18 protein-coding genes are annotated in these 16,514 nt (G+C 67.0%); 8 read left to right on the plus strand and 10 right to left on the minus strand.

The window, feature by feature from the left end:
- Positions 1-7 precede the first annotated feature (7 nt).
- The 9 genes from LC490_RS05570 to ykgO all read right to left on the minus strand — a co-directional run bounded on the left by LC490_RS05570 (position 8) and on the right by ykgO (position 6,994).
- Positions 8-1,237, minus strand: coding sequence for a TraB/GumN family protein (locus LC490_RS05570; protein WP_223619547.1), 1,230 nt, complete (start codon positions 1,235-1,237; stop codon positions 8-10).
- Positions 1,238-1,571: 334 nt separating this feature from the next.
- Positions 1,572-2,456: an alpha/beta hydrolase gene (locus tag LC490_RS05575; protein ID WP_223619548.1), complete on the minus strand. Its 885-nt coding sequence runs from the start codon at positions 2,454-2,456 to the stop codon at positions 1,572-1,574.
- 61 nt (positions 2,457-2,517) lie between these two features.
- Positions 2,518-3,126 (minus strand): TetR/AcrR family transcriptional regulator, encoded by a 609-nt coding sequence (locus LC490_RS05580; RefSeq protein ID WP_318025854.1) that lies wholly within the window; start codon positions 3,124-3,126, stop codon positions 2,518-2,520.
- Positions 3,127-3,405: 279 nt separating this feature from the next.
- Positions 3,406-3,969 carry a GNAT family N-acetyltransferase gene (locus LC490_RS05585; RefSeq protein WP_223619549.1) on the minus strand — a complete coding sequence of 188 codons (564 nt, stop codon included), beginning with the start codon at positions 3,967-3,969 and terminating at the stop codon, positions 3,406-3,408.
- The gene (locus LC490_RS05590; RefSeq protein WP_223619550.1) at positions 3,966-4,853 is read right to left on the minus strand and encodes a carbon-nitrogen hydrolase; all 888 of its coding nucleotides are present in this window, start codon (positions 4,851-4,853) and stop codon (positions 3,966-3,968) included. The genes LC490_RS05585 and LC490_RS05590 overlap by 4 nt, the downstream gene beginning before the upstream one ends.
- A gap of 81 nt (positions 4,854-4,934) precedes the next feature.
- Positions 4,935-5,267, minus strand: coding sequence for a hypothetical protein (locus LC490_RS05595; RefSeq protein ID WP_223619551.1), 333 nt, complete (start codon positions 5,265-5,267; stop codon positions 4,935-4,937).
- Positions 5,268-5,276: 9 nt separating this feature from the next.
- On the minus strand, positions 5,277-6,317 hold the full coding sequence (locus tag LC490_RS05600; RefSeq protein ID WP_031371670.1) for an agmatine deiminase family protein: 1,041 nt from the start codon (positions 6,315-6,317) through the stop codon (positions 5,277-5,279).
- Positions 6,318-6,321: 4 nt separating this feature from the next.
- On the minus strand, positions 6,322-6,654 hold the full coding sequence (locus LC490_RS05605) for a hypothetical protein (RefSeq protein ID WP_031371669.1): 333 nt from the start codon (positions 6,652-6,654) through the stop codon (positions 6,322-6,324).
- 214 nt (positions 6,655-6,868) lie between these two features.
- The gene (gene ykgO, locus LC490_RS05610) at positions 6,869-6,994 is read right to left on the minus strand and encodes a type B 50S ribosomal protein L36 (protein ID WP_010342887.1); all 126 of its coding nucleotides are present in this window, start codon (positions 6,992-6,994) and stop codon (positions 6,869-6,871) included.
- Positions 6,995-7,300: 306 nt separating this feature from the next.
- Here ykgO and cmk point away from each other — a divergent pair, with 306 nt between their 5' ends.
- The 8 genes from cmk to galU all read left to right on the plus strand — a co-directional run bounded on the left by cmk (position 7,301) and on the right by galU (position 15,951).
- Entirely contained in the window at positions 7,301-7,993 is a 693-nt protein-coding gene (cmk, locus tag LC490_RS05615; protein ID WP_031371668.1) for a (d)CMP kinase, read from the plus strand.
- A gap of 255 nt (positions 7,994-8,248) precedes the next feature.
- On the plus strand, positions 8,249-9,937 hold the full coding sequence (gene rpsA / locus LC490_RS05620; RefSeq protein WP_031371667.1) for a 30S ribosomal protein S1: 1,689 nt from the start codon (positions 8,249-8,251) through the stop codon (positions 9,935-9,937).
- A gap of 183 nt (positions 9,938-10,120) precedes the next feature.
- Positions 10,121-10,423 carry an integration host factor subunit beta gene (locus LC490_RS05625; RefSeq protein ID WP_031371666.1) on the plus strand — a complete coding sequence of 101 codons (303 nt, stop codon included), beginning with the start codon at positions 10,121-10,123 and terminating at the stop codon, positions 10,421-10,423.
- Positions 10,424-10,642: 219 nt separating this feature from the next.
- Positions 10,643-10,921, plus strand: coding sequence for a lipopolysaccharide assembly protein LapA domain-containing protein (locus tag LC490_RS05630; protein WP_223619552.1), 279 nt, complete (start codon positions 10,643-10,645; stop codon positions 10,919-10,921).
- 2 nt (positions 10,922-10,923) lie between these two features.
- Positions 10,924-12,102: a lipopolysaccharide assembly protein LapB gene (gene lapB / locus LC490_RS05635; RefSeq protein WP_031371664.1), complete on the plus strand. Its 1,179-nt coding sequence runs from the start codon at positions 10,924-10,926 to the stop codon at positions 12,100-12,102.
- Positions 12,103-12,105: 3 nt separating this feature from the next.
- The gene (locus LC490_RS05640) at positions 12,106-13,083 is read left to right on the plus strand and encodes a glycosyltransferase family 4 protein (RefSeq protein ID WP_223619553.1); all 978 of its coding nucleotides are present in this window, start codon (positions 12,106-12,108) and stop codon (positions 13,081-13,083) included.
- Between the two features lie 58 nt (positions 13,084-13,141).
- A complete protein-coding gene (locus tag LC490_RS05645) occupies positions 13,142-15,052 on the plus strand; it encodes a nucleoside-diphosphate sugar epimerase/dehydratase (protein WP_223619554.1) in 1,911 nt (636 codons plus the stop codon).
- A complete protein-coding gene (gene galU / locus LC490_RS05650) occupies positions 15,052-15,951 on the plus strand; it encodes a UTP--glucose-1-phosphate uridylyltransferase GalU (protein WP_031371661.1) in 900 nt (299 codons plus the stop codon). The genes LC490_RS05645 and galU overlap by 1 nt, the downstream gene beginning before the upstream one ends.
- Before the next feature lie 79 nt (positions 15,952-16,030).
- Here galU and LC490_RS05655 read toward each other — a convergent pair whose 3' ends face one another.
- Positions 16,031-16,459, minus strand: coding sequence for a hypothetical protein (locus LC490_RS05655; RefSeq protein ID WP_223619555.1), 429 nt, complete (start codon positions 16,457-16,459; stop codon positions 16,031-16,033).
- Positions 16,460-16,514 lie beyond the last annotated feature (55 nt).

Consider the following 16,514-nt stretch of genomic DNA (forward strand, 5'->3'; position numbering starts at 1 on the left):
CCGCCCCTTAACCGACCAGCTTGCTCGCGATGCGGAACCCAGCCAGCCACACGCCGATGCCGGTGCCGATGTTGGTCAGCATGAAGTTCAGCACCACGCGGGCGACGCGGTTGCGGTACCAGCCTTTGAGCGTCTGCGCGTCGTCGCGCAGGGCCATGAAGTCGCCGTAGGCCGGCTTGCGCCGATGCACTTCGACCAGGGCGCTGAGCGCGCCGGTCGGCACGCCGGGGCGGAACGGTTTCAACGGGGCGACCACCGCGGCGGTGATGATGCTGAAGGGATGGCCGCCGGCGAGCAGGCAGCCCAGCGCGGCCAGGCCGCCGGTGAACAGCACCCATTGCAGCAGCAGGTCGGCGCCCATCGCTGCGCCGCCCTTCCAGAAGCCCCAGGCGATGCCGGCGATGATCAGCGAGGTGATCACGATCATCACCCACGGCACCTTGCTCTTGGTGGTGACCTGTTCGAGCGCGGTGCGTTGGGCGACCGGGTCTTCGGTGTCTTCGCGCAGATGCCGGGCCAGTCCTTGCAGGTGACCGGCGCCGACCACGGCCAGCACTTCGCGCGCATCGCCATGGGTCTCGCGCAGGCGTGCGGCCATGTAGCGGTCGCGTTCGGCGATCACGGTCTCGTACAGCTCCGGGCTTTCGGCGGCGAATTCGCCGAAGCTCGATTCGAGCATGTCGCCTTGCTTGAGTTTCTCGATCTCTTCTTCGCCAACCTCGTCGGCGGCGAACAGGCCGCTGATCAGGCCGACACCGAGCTTGGCCCGGCCCCAGAAACCGAGCTTGGAGGACGCGCGCTTGAAGGTCAGGCCGACTTCGCGATCGATCAGGTGCACCGGCAGGTCGCGTTCGCGCGCTTCCAGCACCGCGCGCTTGAGCTCGGCGCCGGGCTCGATGCCGAGCTGTTCGGCGAGCCGGCGCTGGTATGCGGCCAAGGCCAGGTTGGCGGCGAACAGTGCGGTCTTGCCGGAACGGATCACCTGGATCAGGTCGAGCTTGGCCAGCGCGTCCGGATCGGTCAGGGCCTGCAGGCGCTGCGGATCGAGTTCGACCGCGACCGCATCGAAGGCGCCGCTGCCGACCGCATCGCGCACCGCATCGACGCTGGCCTGCGATACGTGGGCGGTGCCGAGCAAGGTGTAGCGCACGCCGTCGCGTTCGACCACCGCGTGCGGTTGCGTGGCGAGCACGTCCTGCAGGGCGCCGCCCGCCGGCGCCAACAACGACTCGCTCATGCGCGCAGCCCGCGCAGTCGACGGAGGGACGAACTCGAGAACGGATGCATGCAGCGGCCCGGTGGCGGCCCGGCAAACACAACGGCGCCCAAAGGCGCCGTCTTGTGCCGAAGCGGGTGGAATCGATGGGGTGAAGCCGCTCCGTTGCCGGACGGCGACTCCTACCGTATGGGGGCAGAGCTTAGAGCCTGCAACCGGGGCCGGCAATGAACGCGGTCGCGTTCACGGAACGGCCGGGAGGGCATTGCAGCGCACCCGCCGCGGTGGCTCTGCCGACGAGCGATCTCCCATCGAGCCGCGGCGGCCGATCTTGGCGGCCGACGCGGGGCCGGGTTCAGGCGAAGCCGTAAGGCAGGTTCTCGCTGGACACCACTTTGTCGCCGACCTGTTCGCCGTGCAGGAAACGCAGGGCGGCGACGATCACGTTGCCGTCGTCGGCGATGCGGTTGTGGCCCAGTCCCTGGGTGCTGAGCAGACGCGAATCGGGCCAGTAACGCGCATAACGCTCGCCCTCGGCCCAGGGCACTTCGCGGTCGTCCAGGTCGTGCACGATCAGGGCCGGGCTGGCGATGCCGGGCGCGTTGCGATGCGCCTGCTGCGAATCGAAGCTGATGCCGATATGCGCCTCGTAATAGGCGAACAGGCGCCGGCAGATGTCTTCGCCGACCCACAAAAAGCGGGCGAAACGCTTCACCGCCGCGACCGGGTCGGCCGCGGGCGCGATCAGCACCGCGCGTTCGGCGCGCATGCCGCGCGCCATCGCCAGCAACGCCGCGGCGCCGCCGAGCGAATGGCCGATCACCACCGCCGCCGGGCCGTAGTGCTGGCCGACGGCGAACAGATGGCGGGTGAAGTCGGGCAGGGTGGCGAGGCGGCCGGCGCTCCTGCCGTGGGCGGGCTGGTCGAACGCGACCACCGCGTAGCCGGCAGCGGACAGTGCCGGTAACCACTTGGCGATGCGGGTGCCGTGGCTGGACCAGCCGTGGGCGAACAACACATAAGGCTGGCGCTGCGGGTCGCCCCAGACATAGGCGGCGATGCGCTGGCCGTCGACCTCCAGCGACTCCTCGCGGGCGCCGTGGGTCGGCGCGGCGAGCGCGCGAGTGCGGGTCGAGGCGAACGGCGTGCAGAACAAGGTCGCCACCCGGTGCATGGTGGCGTCGGGCGCGAACCAGGCGCCGACCAGGAAACCCAGGCGCAGGCCGTATAGTTTCAACATGTTACGAACGGTCGTGCTAATTTTGGCGATAAGCGGATACATGACGAACCTCGTCGGTCGCTCAGGCGGTGGGGGAAGAAGCGTAGGAACCGATCAGGCGTTCGTAGGCGCGGCGCCCGCGTTCGGTCGCGGAGTCGTAGCCGAACAGGCCGGAGTCGTGGTGCACGACCAGGGCCACGCCGTAGATCTCGAAAGCCAGTTGCGCGGTGTCGGTGTCGGCGCCGAGCTCGCCGGTGTCGATGGCCAGTTGCACGGCCTTGCCCAGCACCTGGTGCCAGCGCTTTTGCTGGTCGACCACGGCATCGCGCAGCGTGCCGGGGCGGTCGTCGTACTCGCTGACCGCGCCGAGCAGCACGCAGCCGCCTTCGGTATGGCGCGCCCAATCGAACCAGGCATCGACGATGGCGCGCAGGCGCGGCAGGCCGCGCGGGTGTTGCAGTGCCGGCAACAGCACATATTCGACGAAACGCTGGCTGGCCATGTCGAGCACCGCCAACTGCAAGTCTTCGCGCGAACCGAAGTGGGCGAACACGCCGCTCTTCGACATGCCGACCGCGGCCGCCAGCGGGCCGATCGACAAACCTTCGAGCCCGGCCGACGAGGCGATGCCGTAGGCCTGTTCGAGGATCGCGTCGCGGGTCGCGGCGCCTTTGACGGTGGCGGTCAGCATCGACATGAATTCAAAATAGCACGTCCGTTCGTTTTATTGCGACCGTTCGTCGGCAATTGCTGTTCAGCTTACCGGACGCCGCCGGCCTTGCCACGGGCCTGGGTCGCAGTGCCATCCCGAGCGCTGCGCAACTGCCTGTAATGAGAACTCGGACCGCGGCCATCGGCGGCCACGGTCGGGCGCCCGGTATGGGACACCGGGCGCGCGGAGTGTTCAACGCAGGGGAGGCCGACGCCTCGATGGACGTCGCGATGCTTCGAAGCTGTCGCCGGATGGCGATCAGCGCAGGCCCGGCACGCCTTCGTCGGGCTCGCCCTGGTCGCCGTCGCCGAGCGCGCGTACCAACTGCACGGTGTCGAGCCAGCGGCCGTGCTTGCGGCCCAGGCCGGGGAATACGCCGCCGGGCTTGAAACCCAGGCGTTCGTGCAAAGCCACCGAGGCCTGGTTGCTGCCGTCGCCGATCACCGCGACCATCTGTCGGAAGCCGAGCGCGGTGCAGTCCTCGATCAAGCGCTGCATCAGGGCACGGCCGATGCCGCGGCCGTGGAAGTCCGGGGCGACGTAGACCGAGTTCTCGACCGTCCAGCGATAGCCGATGCGGCTGCGGTAGGCCGTTGCATAGGCATAGCCGGCGAAAACGCCGTCGTGCTCGGCGACCAGGTAGGGATAGCCGGCGTCGACGATCGTGCGCCAGCGTCGCCGCATTTCGACGGCATCGGGTTCGTCGTACTCGTAGGTCGCCAGGCCCTCGCGCACTTCCCGCGCATACAGCACGGTGATCGCGTCGAGGTCGGCTTCGACCGCCGGACGCAGCAAGGGCGACGGACGAGCGTCCGCGTTCAATCGCGGTACCGCTTGAGCAGGTCGGCGTAGGCGTCGATGCGGCGATCGCGCAGGAACGGCCAGATCCGCCGCACGTGTTCGCTGCGGCCGAGGTCGACTTCGGCCATCACGATCTCCGGCTCCTGGGTCTTGGCCTCGGCCAGGAACTCGCCCTGCGGCCCGAGCACATGGCTGGAACCCCAGAACTGGATGCCGGAGGCACCGATCGGAGAGGGTTCGTGGCCGACGCGGTTGACGCTGAGCACCGGCAGGCCGTTGGCGACCGCATGGCCGCGATGGCTGAGGATCCAGGCGTTGCGCTGGCGGTCTTTCTCGTCCTGCTGATCGTCCGGGTCCCAGCCGATGGCGGTCGGATACAGCAGCAGCTCGGCGCCGGCCAGCGCCATCAGACGGGCGCCTTCCGGATACCACTGGTCCCAACACACCAGCACGCCGAGGCGGCCGACCGAAGTGTCGATCGGCTCGAAACCGATGTCGCCCGGGGTGAAGTAGAACTTCTCGTAGAAGCCCGGATCGTCGGGGATATGCATCTTGCGGTACTTGCCGGCGATCGAGCCGTCGGCCTCATAGACCACCGCGGTGTTGTGGTACAGCCCGGCCGCGCGACGCTCGAACAGCGAGCTGACCAGGACCACGCCGTGTTGCTTGGCCAGGGCGGCCAGGCGCTCGGTGCTCGGGCCGGGAATCGGCTCGGCCAGGTCGAACTCGGCGACCGACTCGTGCTGGCAGAAGTACGGCCCGTTATGCAGTTCCTGCAGCAGCACCAGGCGCGCGCCGCGCCTGGCCGCTTCGCCGACGCGGGCTTCGATGTTGGCCAGGTTGGCCTCGCGCGAGCCGTGGTCGCGGTCCTGGATCAGGGCGACGGGCAGGGTGGTCTTCTTCATGGGTAAGCGGTCCAGACGAGGTGCGATGTCATTGTAGACGGGACGCGTCGGACGTCCGCGCGGTGGCGGCGTCGATCGCCTTCAATCGCGATTTCTTTCCTGATCGATCGCGGCTTCGTAGGCCCAGATTGCGAAGGTGGCTACGCCGCTGATGAGAAAGCCGGTAAAAGTCCATTTGAACGCATGGTCCCAACCGATCGATTTGGTAGCGATCATCAGTACCAGGCATTGCAGGCTAAGCGCTTGCGCAGTCATGCCCCAAGGGCCTGTGCGCACACCGTCCTGCCAACGCGGACGGAACGGCATCAGCCGCCGCAATGACGGCGCCCACCATGCGGCCGCGATCAGGCCGAGGCAATACAGGCTGATCGCCACAGCGGTGGCGATCAGCAAGGCGATGCGCATGTCCTGCATGGAGCGGGCTCAGTCGCCCGCCACCAACCCCTGCGGCAACTGCATGGTCACGCAATGCAGGCTGCCGTTCTGCCAGATCAGGGCGCGGCAGGGCACCGGGACGATGTCGCGGCCGGGGAAGGCCTGGGCCAGCACGGCCTGGGCTTCGGCGTCGACGGCATCGCCGTAGGCCGGCATCAGCACGGCGCCGTTGATGATCAGGAAGTTGGCGTAACTCGCCGCCAGTCTTCGGTTTTCATCGATCACCGGCTGCGCCCACGGCAACGCGAACAGGCGATAAGGTTGGCCGTCGCGGGTGCGCAGCGCCGCCAGTTCGGCCGCCATGGCCTGCAGTTCGGCGTAGTGCGAATCGGCGGGGTCGTCGCAGCCCTGGTAGACGATGGCATCGGGCGCGGCGAAGCGGGCCAGGGTGTCGATGTGGGCGTCGGTGTCGTCGCCCTCGAGATAACCGTGGTCCAGCCACAGCACCCGGTCCTGCTGCAGCCAGCCGGCCAGCTTGGCGGTGATGTCCTCGCGGCTGGCCTGCGGGTGGCGCTCGTGCAGGCACTGCCAGGTACTCAGCAAGGTGCCGGCGCCGTCGGTCTCAATGGCACCGCCTTCCAAAGCAAAATCAATGCTTTGACGAACACTGTTCGAGAAGGTTCCCATCTCGGTGAGGCGTTCGACCAACAGGTCGTCCTGGCTGGCGTCGAACTTGCCGCCCCAGCCGGTGAAGCGGAAGTCGAGCAGGCGGAAGCCATCGCCGTCGCGCAGGCTGATCGGACCGGAGTCGCGCAGCCAGGTGTCGTCGTACGGCGCTTCGATGAAGTGCACCCGGGCCATGTCGATGCGCGCCGAAGACAGGCGCGCGCGGGCATAGGCCTGGACGTCGTCGTCGGCCACGCAGATCAACGCAGGTTGGTAGCGGACGATGGCCGCGACCAGGGCGATGTAGGTTTCCTCGACCTCGCCCAGGCGCTCGGCCCAGTCGGTGTCGGCGTTCGGCCAAGCGATAAGAACCGCGGACTGGGGTTCCCACTCCGCGGGGAAGCGCAATACGTTTTTATTCATAGCCTCAAAGGATAGGCGGTTTCGGCCCGATTTCCTCGGCGTCGGCCTTGTTGGCGACCACGTCGATCACCCGGCTCTTCTCGAAGTAGACGGTGAAAGCCGGGTAGACCCAACGGTTGATCTGCGGCCACTGGCGCTTCTGGCCGCCGCGCGGATCCATGCGCTGGGTCGGCTCGCCGTAGCGCGCCTTGACCTGGTCCATGCTCTGGCCACGGGTCGGCAGCAAAGCCTTGCCTTCCTCCTGCACGCGCTGGATCAGCAGAGTCTCGGCAGAGACGGCGCCGGAAAAGGCGAGCAGGGCGAGCAACAGCGGGGCAACGGCGATACGCGATTTCATGGAAGAGCCACCTCGTCAAAGGACGCGGGGATTCTAGTCACAAGCTGACGCTTAACGGCAGCGTGCGGCCGTCACGGTTTGGCGAAGCCGAGGGAGGATCGGGCTGGATAACGAAGAAAGCCGCCTTGCGGCGGCTTTCTGCTTCGAACCTCGAACGGCGAGGAGCCGTCCGGCGGGTTTCAGCGCTGACGCGCTTTGACCCGGTTGGTTCGTTTCAGCGCTGGCGCGCTTTGAAACGCGGGTTCGACTTGCAAATCACGAAGACCTTGCCGCGGCGGCGGACGACTTTGCAGTCGCGGTGACGGGCCTTCGCCGACTTCAGGGAGGACAGGACCTTCATGAGAGACCTCGGCAAAAATTAGGTGAAAGAAGCGGGGTGGAAAAGTTAGCCCGCGATTGTAGCGGACAAATCTTCGTCCGATCAAGTGCTTGCGTGAAAAAATCCAGCCGGCGCCGACGAAGGGCGAAATCGCCACGCTGGCGACGATGCGCCGAGAGCCGTGGCCGCGGGGGGCCGGGCTCGGGTTTGGCGGCCCGATTCGGCGGGCCGGGCGGGTCGAGCCGGGGCCTGCGCCCAGAGGCGCCTGGCGCCGATCGGCTGCGATCGCGAGCCGAAAACCCCTGCTGCCGTCGCATAATGATACGCATGAACAGCGCATCCTCAGACAACAGCAGTATCCCCGTCCTCACCATCGACGGGCCCTCGGGCTCGGGCAAGGGCACCATCAGCCGCCTGGTCGCGCAGCGCCTGGGCTGGCATTACCTCGATTCCGGCGCCCTCTACCGTGCGGTCGGCGTGGCCGCGGGCTGGGCCGATCTCGACCTGGCCGACCCGGCGGCCCTGGTCCGCTGCGCCTTCGACACCCACATCGGCTTCCGCGACGACGAGCGCGGCGAGCTGAGGGTCCTGGTCAACGAGGTCGACGCCACCGACGAGCTGCGCACCGAAACCGCCGGCGCCGCGGCCTCGGCGATCGCCGCCATCCCGGAAGTCCGGGCCGCTCTCAAGGACCGCCAACGCGCGTTCAGGCAGGCGCCGGGGCTGGTCGCGGACGGCCGCGACATGGGCACGGTGATCTTCCCGGACGCCCCGTTCAAGGTGTTCCTGACCGCCAGCGCCGACGAAAGGGCCGAAAGGCGCTATAAGCAGTTGAAAGACAAAGGGGTTTCGGTTACTTTAGATGGTCTGCTACGGGAGATTCTTGCCCGCGACGCCCGCGACGCCCAGCGTTCGGTGGCGCCGTTGCGTCCGGCCGAAGATGCCGTCCGCATCGATACCACCGGTCTGGGCATCGACACGGTAGTCGAACAGGTGCTGGCTTTGTTGCCTGCGCGCTGAACGGCACGAGCGCACGCGATGCGTCCGTGGCAGATGCAGTCGTAACAGGGTTTCGTTACAGCTGGTTTTCGTTACGCATGTTGCAAACGTTGTTCCACAGCCCCGTCGCAATCCTGCGCCGGATCAACCAATAACACATGGTGCAGTTCCATCGCGCCACATAACGGGTGGGTCGACCACGTACTGCTTGCGTTGCCAGTCCGGCAACGATGTCAGACGGTGCGGCCCGTGTGTTTAACCGAGATATCCAATCCAATGACCGAATCATTTGCCGAACTGTTCGAGCAGAGTCAGCAATACCTCGCCAAGCTGAAGCCCGGCGCCATCGTCACCGGTACCGTCGTGGAAGTCCGCGGCGACGTGGTGGTGATCAACGCCGGCCTGAAGTCCGAAGGCATTGTGCCGATCGAACAGTTCCGTAACGACGCCGGCGAGATCGACGTTGCCGTGGGCGACGAGGTCAAGGTCGCACTCGACTCGATCGAGAACGGCTTTGGCGAAACCGTGCTGTCGCGCGAGAAAGCCAAGCGCGCAATGGTGTGGGACGAGCTCGAAGAGGCGCTCGAAAAGAACGAGACCATCACCGGCCGCATCAGCGGCAAGGTCAAGGGTGGTTTCACCGTCGACATCAAGGATGTCCGCGGCTTCCTGCCGGGTTCGCTGGTGGACGTGCGCCCGGTGCGCGACTCCGCCTACCTGGAAGGCAAGGAACTCGAGTTCAAGCTGATCAAGCTGGACCGCAAGCGCAATAACATCGTCGTCTCCCGCCGTGCGGTGGTCGAGAGCGAGTACAGCGTCGAGCGCGAACAGCTGATGGAGAAGCTGCAGGAAGGCGCGATCCTCAAGGGCGTCGTCAAGAACCTCACCGATTACGGTGCGTTCGTCGACCTCGGCGGCATCGATGGCCTGCTGCACATCACCGACATGGCGTGGAAGCGCGTGCGTCACCCGTCGGAAGTCGTGGAAGTCGGTCAGGAACTCGACGTCCGCGTGCTCAAGTACGACCGCGAGCGCAACCGCGTCAGCCTCGGCCTCAAGCAGCTGGGCGAGGATCCGTGGGACAACATCGCCCGTCGCTACCCGGCCAACACCCGCGTGTTCGGCAAGGTCAGCAACGTCACCGATTACGGCGCGTTCGTCGAGATCGAGCCGGGCGTCGAAGGCCTGGTGCACGTGTCCGAGATGGATTGGACCAACAAGAACGTCAACCCGTCCAAGATCGTGCAGGTCGGCGACGAAGTTCAGGTCATGGTCCTCGACGTCGATGAAGAGCGTCGTCGTATCTCGCTGGGCATGAAGCAGGTCACCTCGAACCCGTGGGAGACCTTCGCGGCCATCCACAAGAAGGGCGACAAGGTCGAAGGCCAGATCAAGTCGATCACCGACTTCGGCATCTTCATCGGCCTGGACGGCGGTATCGATGGCCTGGTCCACCTGTCCGACATCAGCTGGAACACCACCGGCGAAGACGTGGTCCGCAACTACAAGAAGGGCGACACGCTGGAAGCCGTGGTCCTGGCCGTGGATCCGGAGCGCGAGCGCATCAGCCTCGGCGTGAAGCAGCTCGAGCAGGACCCGATGGGTCAGTACGTGGCTTCCAACGCCAAGGGCTCGATCGTCAAGGGCACGGTCAAGGAAGTCGACGCCAAGGGTGCGACGATCGAACTGGCCGACGGCATCGAAGGCTACGTCGCCGCGCGCGACATCGCCAAGGAGCGCGTCGAAGACGCTTCGCAGTACCTCAAGGTCGGCCAGGAAGTCGAAGCCAAGATCATCGGCACCGACCGCAAGGGCCGCAGCATGCAGCTGTCGATCAAGGCCAAGGACGAGCACGAGCAGCAGGAAGCGATGGCCGATTACAACCGCCAGACCTCCGAAGCCGCCAGCGGTACCACCAGCCTCGGCGCGTTGCTGCGCGAGCGTCTGGGCGGCAAGTCCGAGTAATCGCTGCACGCGTCACGCTACAGGCAATACGGCCCGGTCGATCCGGGCCGGCAACACCGAAGTATCCGCCGAGGCGGCCCGGCATGGCCGGGTCGCCTTCGGTCTGCGGTAGGGGATCGCAGCTGATCGCGACGTCCGCACGACTCTCTCACGACCTTCCTAAGGCAAGGCCACGCTTCGTCCATGACCAAGTCCGAACTCATCGAGATCCTTTCGCAGCGTCAGGCCCATCTCAAGGGCGACGATGTGGATCTGGCGGTGAAGGCTTTGCTGGAAATGATGGGCGGCGCCCTGTCGGCCGGCGAGCGGATCGAGATCCGCGGCTTCGGCAGCTTCTCGCTGCACTACCGTCCGCCACGCCTGGGCCGCAACCCGAAGACCGGCGAGTCGGTCGCATTGCCCGGCAAGCACGTCCCGCATTTCAAGCCCGGCAAGGAACTGCGCGAACGCGTCAGCGGCGTGACGCCGCTCGACGAAGAGGCCTGAGCGCCCGCGTTCGGCCAGGTTTTGTCCCGGCATCCCGCGATGCCGCCTTCCTTATATAAGGTCCCGACCGCACGACCGACCTTCGGGCCGGCTTCAGGGCGGGCCTTCCTCGTCCCTTCCCTTAATCCCTGCCAGCCCGGCGTCTACGCTGCGGCCGCGCCTGTCCGTTAAGCTAGGCGCGACACGCACGAGATCGTGCACGACCTCCGGAACTCTCCCATGCGCGTGATCCGTCTCCTCATCGCCCTGGCCTGCCTCGCGGCAGGGGCGATCCTCGGCGCTTTGAACCGCCAGATCGTCAGCATCGACCTCGGTATCGGTTTCGTCCCGGCGACCTCGCTCGGCATCGCCCTGATCGTCGCGCTGTTGCTCGGCGCCCTGATCGGCGGCCTGGCGATCAGCGCCAGCGTGGTCCTGCCGCTGCGCCGCCGCCTCAGCCGCGCTGAACGCGCCGCGAGCGCCGCGCCGGCGGCCCCGCTCACCGGCCCCGAGGTCTGAGCATGGAATTCATCAGCCAGTGGTTCTGGTTCTTCCTGTTGCTGCCGGTCGCGGCCGTGAGCGGCTGGGTGATTGGGCGGCGAGGGGGCGAGCGGCATAGCGACAACCAGGTCAGCCGGTTGTCGACCACCTATTTCCGGGGCCTCAACTACCTGCTCAACGAACAGCCCGACAAGGCGATCGAGTTGTTCCTGCACATCGCCGAGCTCGACAAGGACACCTTCGAGACCCAGGTCGCGCTCGGCCACTTGTTCCGCCGCCGCGGCGAAGTCGACCGCGCGATCCGCCTGCACCAGGCCCTGGTGCAACGGCCGGGCCTGAGCGATCAGCAGAAGGTCCAGGCCTTGCTCGCCCTCGGCGAGGACTACATGCGTTCGGGCTTGCTCGACCGCGCCGAGACGGTGTTCAGCGATCTGGTCGCGCTGGACATGCGCGCGCCGCTGGCGCTGCGCCATCTGATCGGCATCTATCAGTCCGAACGCGACTGGGACAAGGCGATCGAGAACGCCCAGCGCTACGAGGCTGCGACCGGCGAACCGATGGGCAAGCTGATCGCCCAGTTCGAGTGCGAGCTGGCCGACCGCTACCGCGCCGCCGGCGACACCGATGCCGCGCGCGCGGCGGTCAAGCGCGCCTATGAGGCCGATGCCAATTCGGTCCGCGCCGGCATGCTGGAAGGCCGCATCGAAGTGGAAACCGGCAACGATGCCGCGGCGATCCGTGCCTTCGAGCGCGTCGCCCGCGCCGACCCCGATTACCTGCCGGAAGTATTGCCGGCGTTGCTGAGTTGCTACGAACGCGACGGCGACGCCACCGGCGCGCGCGCCTTCCTGGCCGAGATGTGCGAACACTACCGCGGCATCGCCCCGGTGCTGGCGCTGACCCGCATGGTCGAAGCCGAAGACGGCGTGCCGGCCGCGCGCGCCTATCTGGCGCGCCAGCTCAAGGACCGGCCCTCGGTACGCGGCGAAGCGGCGCTGATCGACCTGACCATCGCCGAGAACGCCGACCCGCTGGCGACCCTGCACGACCTCAAGCACATCACCGATCAGTTGCTGGTGCGCAATCCGAGTTACCGCTGCAACCGCTGCGGCTTCGGCGCCCGTAGTCACCACTGGCAATGCCCGAGCTGCAAGGAATGGGGTTCGGTCAAGCCGCTGCTGAACTACGCGGTGGTCTGAGCGATGTGGCAATGGATCGCGATCTACGCGGCGCTCGGCGCCGCCGGTACCTGGCTGGCGCGCGTCTATGCGCTGCACAGCCGGCTCATCGACGAGCCCGGCGAACGCCGCAGCCATAGCGTCGCCACGCCGCGCGGCGGCGGCATCGCCATCGTCGCCGCGGTGTTGATCGCCACGGCTGCGCTCGGCATTCGCTTCCCCTCGCATGCGCCGCTCGCATTGGCGTTCGGCATCGGCCTGTTGGCGATCGCCGGTATCGGCTGGGTCGACGACCATCGCCCGCTGTCGCCGTGGCTGCGCCTGGGGGTGCATGCCTTCGCTGCGGCCTTGCTGGCGTTCGCAGTCTGGTACGTCCTGGGCAATGTCTGGCTGGCGCTGGCGGCGTTCGCCCTGGCGGTCGGACTGACCAACGTCTGGAATTTCATGGACGGCATCAACGGCATGGCCGCTTCGCAGGCGGCGTTGGTCGCGCTGGCCCTGGTCTGGCTCGGAGGGCCGGTCTGGAGCTGGCTGGCGCTGGCCTTGCTGGCGGCCTGCGTCGGGTTTCTGCCGTTCAATTTCCCGCGCGCGCGCATCTTCATGGGCGACGTCGGCAGCGGCGCAATCGGCTACGCCGTCGCCGCATTATGTGTGCTCGCCGCGAGCGGGCTCGGCCTGCGTTCAGGCCTGTTGCTGTTGCCGCTGGCCGCATTCATGGTCGACTCCGGCCTGACCCTGCTACGGCGGGTCCGGCGCGGCGAACGCTGGTGGACACCGCATACTCAGCACGCTTACCAGGTCTGGGCCAGGCGCATCGGCCACACCCGGGTGACCCTCGCCTATGCGGTTTTCACGCTGCTGTCCGTAGTCTGCGTGCGCTATGTGACCGAAGTCCGAACCGGTTTCATCTTATGTATGGGAGCCGCGTGGTATATGTCCGGCGCTTTTTTTTGGTGGCTGATCCAGAAGACCGGACGCGAAACCGGCGACCCGATCAGCTAGGACGAACCGAGCGGCCGAGCGGGCCGAACCGATTGATTTTCTTCAGTAGGGGCAGGGAATGAGTTCATTGCGCGATCGTCTGAAAAGCGGCCTGCCCCGGTTGGCGGTGGTTGCGCACGATCTCGCGATGGTTTGGCTGGTCTGGCAGGCGCTGCACAAGTTGCGCTTCGGCATCACCGCGACCCCTCCGACCCTGCCGCTGTGGTCGACCGAGATCGTCCTGGTTCTGGCCGCGCAAGGCCTGGTCTTCTGGCAGGTCGGCCTGTACCGCGGCCTGTGGCGTTTCGCCGGCGTGCCCGACCTGTGGAACATCTTCAAGGCCTGCATGCTGGGCCTGTTCGCGATCGTCCTGGGCCTGTTCCTCTATAACCGCGTCGATGCCGTGCCGCGCACCGTGCTGGTGCTGTACCCGCTGGTGCTGATGGGCATGCTGGGCGCGCCGCGCCTGCTGTACCGGGCCTGGAAGGACAGCCGCATCGACAGCGCCAATGCGGTCTCGGTGAGGATTTTGATCCTCGGCGCCGGCCGCGCCGGCGAGGCCCTGGTCCGCGACCTGCGCCGATTCGGCACCTATCACCCGGTCGGTTTCCTCGACGACGCCGCGCGCCTGCGCGGCAGTAAGGTCCAGGGCGTGCCGGTGCTCGGCAACGTCGACGACGTCGCCGAGATCGCGCGCGAGACCGCGGCCAAGCTGCTGGTCATCGCCATGCCCTCGGCCGATGCCAATGCGATGCAGCGCGTGGTCATGGCCTGCGAACGCACCGGCGTGCCGTTCCGCATGGTGCCGCGCCTGCAGGACGTGCTTGAAGGGCGCTCGCTGCCCGGCGAGCTCAAGGAAGTCGCGATCGAGGACTTGCTCGGCCGCAAGCCGGTGCTGCCGGACTGGAAGGCGATCCGCGCTTGGCTCGGTGCGCGTTCGGTTCTGGTGACCGGTGCTGGCGGTTCTATCGGTTCTGAGTTGTGCCGCCAGTGCGCGCGCCACGGCGCCGGGCGCATCGCCCTGATCGAGATCGACGAGCTGGCCCTGGTCACCACCGAGACCGCGCTGCGCCGCGACTTCCCCGACGTCGAATTCATTCCGATCCTCGGCGACTGCGGCGACAGGGCGCTCATCGAGTACGCGCTCAAGCTCGCCGCGCCGGACGCCGCCTTCCACGCCGCCGCCTACAAGCAGGTGCCGTTGCTGGAAGCGCAGTTGCGCGAGGCGGTGCGCAACAACGTATTGACCACCGAGACGGTGGCACGCGCCTGCCGCGCGGCCGGCGTCGGCACTTTCGTGCTGATCTCCACGGACAAGGCGGTCGACCCGGTCAACGTGCTCGGCGCGACCAAGCGCCTGGCCGAGATGACCTGTCAGTCGCTGGCCGATCAGCGCGCCACCCGTTTCGTCACCGTGCGCTTCGGCAACGTGCTCGACTCGGCCGGCAGCGTGGTGCCGCTGTTCCGCGAACAGATCCGCAGCGGCGGTCCGGTCACCGTCACCGATCCGGAAGTCACGCGTTTCTTCATGACCATTCCGGAAGCCTGCCAGTTGATCCTGCAGGCTTCGGCGATCGGCACCCACGAGGCGATCTACACCCTCGACATGGGCGAACCGGTGCCGATCCGCCTGCTGGCCGAGCAGATGATCCGCCTGGCCGGCAAGACGCCGGGCCGCGATGTCGCCATCGTCTACACCGGCCTGCGTCCGGGCGAGAAGCTGCACGAGACCTTGTTCCACGCCGACGAGCGTTATCGCCCGACGGTGCACCCGAAGATTCTCCAGGCCGAGCCGCGCGACGTGTCGGCCGGGGCGCTGGAGAACTCCTTGCAGCAACTGCGCGAGGCTTCGATCCGCTACGACCGCGAGGCGCTCAGCACGCTGTTGCGCATCGCGGTACCGGAATTCCGCCCGGTAGGTGAACATCCCGATTACAAGGAGTCGGCTACGGTGGTGGCGTTCCCCGCCCGCAACGCCAGGAAGATTTAATGGAAACACGTATTCGCAAGGCTGTTTTTCCGGTCGCCGGCCTCGGCACCCGTTTTCTCCCCGCGACCAAGACCGTGCCGAAGGAGATGCTGCCGATCATCGACCGGCCGCTGATCCAGTACGCCGTGGATGAGGCGATCGAAGCCGGTTGCGACACCCTGGTATTCATCACCAACCGCTACAAGCACGCGGTTGCCGACTACTTCGACAAGGCCTACGAGCTCGAACACAAGCTCGAACGCTCCGGCAAGACCGAACAACTCGAACTGATCCGCAACGTGCTGCCCGAGGGCGTGCGTGCGGTGTTCGTGACCCAGGCCGAAGCGCTGGGCCTGGGCCATGCGGTGCTGTGCGCCAAGGAAGTGATCGGCAACGAACCCTTCGCGGTGCTGCTGCCCGACGACGTGATCTGGAACCGCGGCCCCGGCGCGCTCAAGCAGATGGCCGACGCCGCGCAGAGCAGCGGCGCCAGCGTCATCGCCGTGCAGGACGTGCCTCGCGAACAGACCGCCAGCTACGGCATCGTCGCCACCGACGCCTTCCAGGCCCGACAGGGCCGGATTCGCGCCATCGTCGAGAAACCCGAGCCGGACGTGGCGCCGAGCACGCTCGCCGTGGTCGGCCGTTACGTGCTCAATCCGGGCATCTTCGAACTGCTCGAAACCACCACGCCTGGCGCCGGCGGCGAGATCCAGCTCACCGACGCTATCGCGACCCTGCTCGAACGCGAGACCGTCAACGCCTACCGTTTCCAGGGCACGCGCTTCGACTGCGGTACCCACCTAGGCCTGATCGAGGCCACGATCCGTTACGCCCTCGACCACGAAAAGCTCAGCGACTCGGCGCGCCAACTGATGCAGAACGCGCTCAACGAACTCGGTGTCGAAGACCTCGAGTAATTAGCGGGGCAGGGCATAGCCGTGCGATTCATGGGCCGCGAATGCGGCCCGTGTTCGTTTCTGGATGGGATTGCTGGGATCAACTGAGCCAGATCCAGGCCGCTACGGCCGCCGCCGCGAATGCTCCGGCGGCGCCTTGCGCGATACGGCCCAGGCGCTCGCTGCGCTGCGACCATCGCAATGCGGCCTGTTCGCGCAGCACCCGCACGTCGCGGTAAGTCTTCCAGGCGCGCGGCGGAAACCGGCCTTCCTCGCGTGCGGCCCGGCCGAGCCGGCGCAGGCTGTGCCCCCACAAGGCGCTAGGCAAGGCCGGCATGATCAGCATAGCGGCGATCGCGCCGCGCAGCCAGCGCCGCGCTTCCTGTGGCGCGCTCGCCAGCGCATGCGCCTGCACCGTCTGCAGCCAGCCGTGCAACAGCCACAGCCCGATCGCGCAAACGCCCAGGAGCGCGGCCAGCAGCCACAGGCTGCGTCTGCGGTAGGCTAGGTCGGCGCGGTGGATGTCCATCGTCTGCGTCTCGGCGTTCGGTGTGGCGGCGCGGTCAGGCACCGGTCGCCGCGAC

This window comes from Lysobacter sp. ESA13C (assembly GCF_019970005.1).
GTDB lineage: Bacteria > Pseudomonadota > Gammaproteobacteria > Xanthomonadales > Xanthomonadaceae > Lysobacter > Lysobacter antibioticus_B.

Excerpts from the sequence above, each read along its gene's own strand:
- LC490_RS05570 (WP_223619547.1), bottom strand. The coding sequence starts at position 1,237 with ATGAGCGAGTCGTTGTTGGCGCCGGCGGGCGGCGCCCTGCAGGACGTG.
- LC490_RS05575 (WP_223619548.1), bottom strand. The coding sequence starts at position 2,456 with ATGTTGAAACTATACGGCCTGCGCCTGGGTTTCCTGGTCGGCGCCTGG.
- LC490_RS05580 (WP_318025854.1), bottom strand. The coding sequence starts at position 3,126 with ATGCTGACCGCCACCGTCAAAGGCGCCGCGACCCGCGACGCGATCCTC.
- LC490_RS05590 (WP_223619550.1), bottom strand. The coding sequence starts at position 4,853 with ATGAAGAAGACCACCCTGCCCGTCGCCCTGATCCAGGACCGCGACCAC.
- LC490_RS05595 (WP_223619551.1), bottom strand. The coding sequence starts at position 5,267 with ATGCAGGACATGCGCATCGCCTTGCTGATCGCCACCGCTGTGGCGATC.
- LC490_RS05600 (WP_031371670.1), bottom strand. The coding sequence starts at position 6,317 with ATGAATAAAAACGTATTGCGCTTCCCCGCGGAGTGGGAACCCCAGTCC.
- LC490_RS05605 (WP_031371669.1), bottom strand. The coding sequence starts at position 6,654 with ATGAAATCGCGTATCGCCGTTGCCCCGCTGTTGCTCGCCCTGCTCGCC.
- ykgO (WP_010342887.1), bottom strand. The coding sequence starts at position 6,994 with ATGAAGGTCCTGTCCTCCCTGAAGTCGGCGAAGGCCCGTCACCGCGAC.
- cmk (WP_031371668.1), top strand. The coding sequence starts at position 7,301 with ATGAACAGCGCATCCTCAGACAACAGCAGTATCCCCGTCCTCACCATC.
- rpsA (WP_031371667.1), top strand. The coding sequence starts at position 8,249 with ATGACCGAATCATTTGCCGAACTGTTCGAGCAGAGTCAGCAATACCTC.
- LC490_RS05625 (WP_031371666.1), top strand. The coding sequence starts at position 10,121 with ATGACCAAGTCCGAACTCATCGAGATCCTTTCGCAGCGTCAGGCCCAT.
- LC490_RS05630 (WP_223619552.1), top strand. The coding sequence starts at position 10,643 with ATGCGCGTGATCCGTCTCCTCATCGCCCTGGCCTGCCTCGCGGCAGGG.
- lapB (WP_031371664.1), top strand. The coding sequence starts at position 10,924 with ATGGAATTCATCAGCCAGTGGTTCTGGTTCTTCCTGTTGCTGCCGGTC.
- LC490_RS05640 (WP_223619553.1), top strand. The coding sequence starts at position 12,106 with ATGTGGCAATGGATCGCGATCTACGCGGCGCTCGGCGCCGCCGGTACC.
- LC490_RS05645 (WP_223619554.1), top strand. The coding sequence starts at position 13,142 with ATGAGTTCATTGCGCGATCGTCTGAAAAGCGGCCTGCCCCGGTTGGCG.
- galU (WP_031371661.1), top strand. The coding sequence starts at position 15,052 with ATGGAAACACGTATTCGCAAGGCTGTTTTTCCGGTCGCCGGCCTCGGC.
- LC490_RS05655 (WP_223619555.1), bottom strand. The coding sequence starts at position 16,459 with ATGGACATCCACCGCGCCGACCTAGCCTACCGCAGACGCAGCCTGTGG.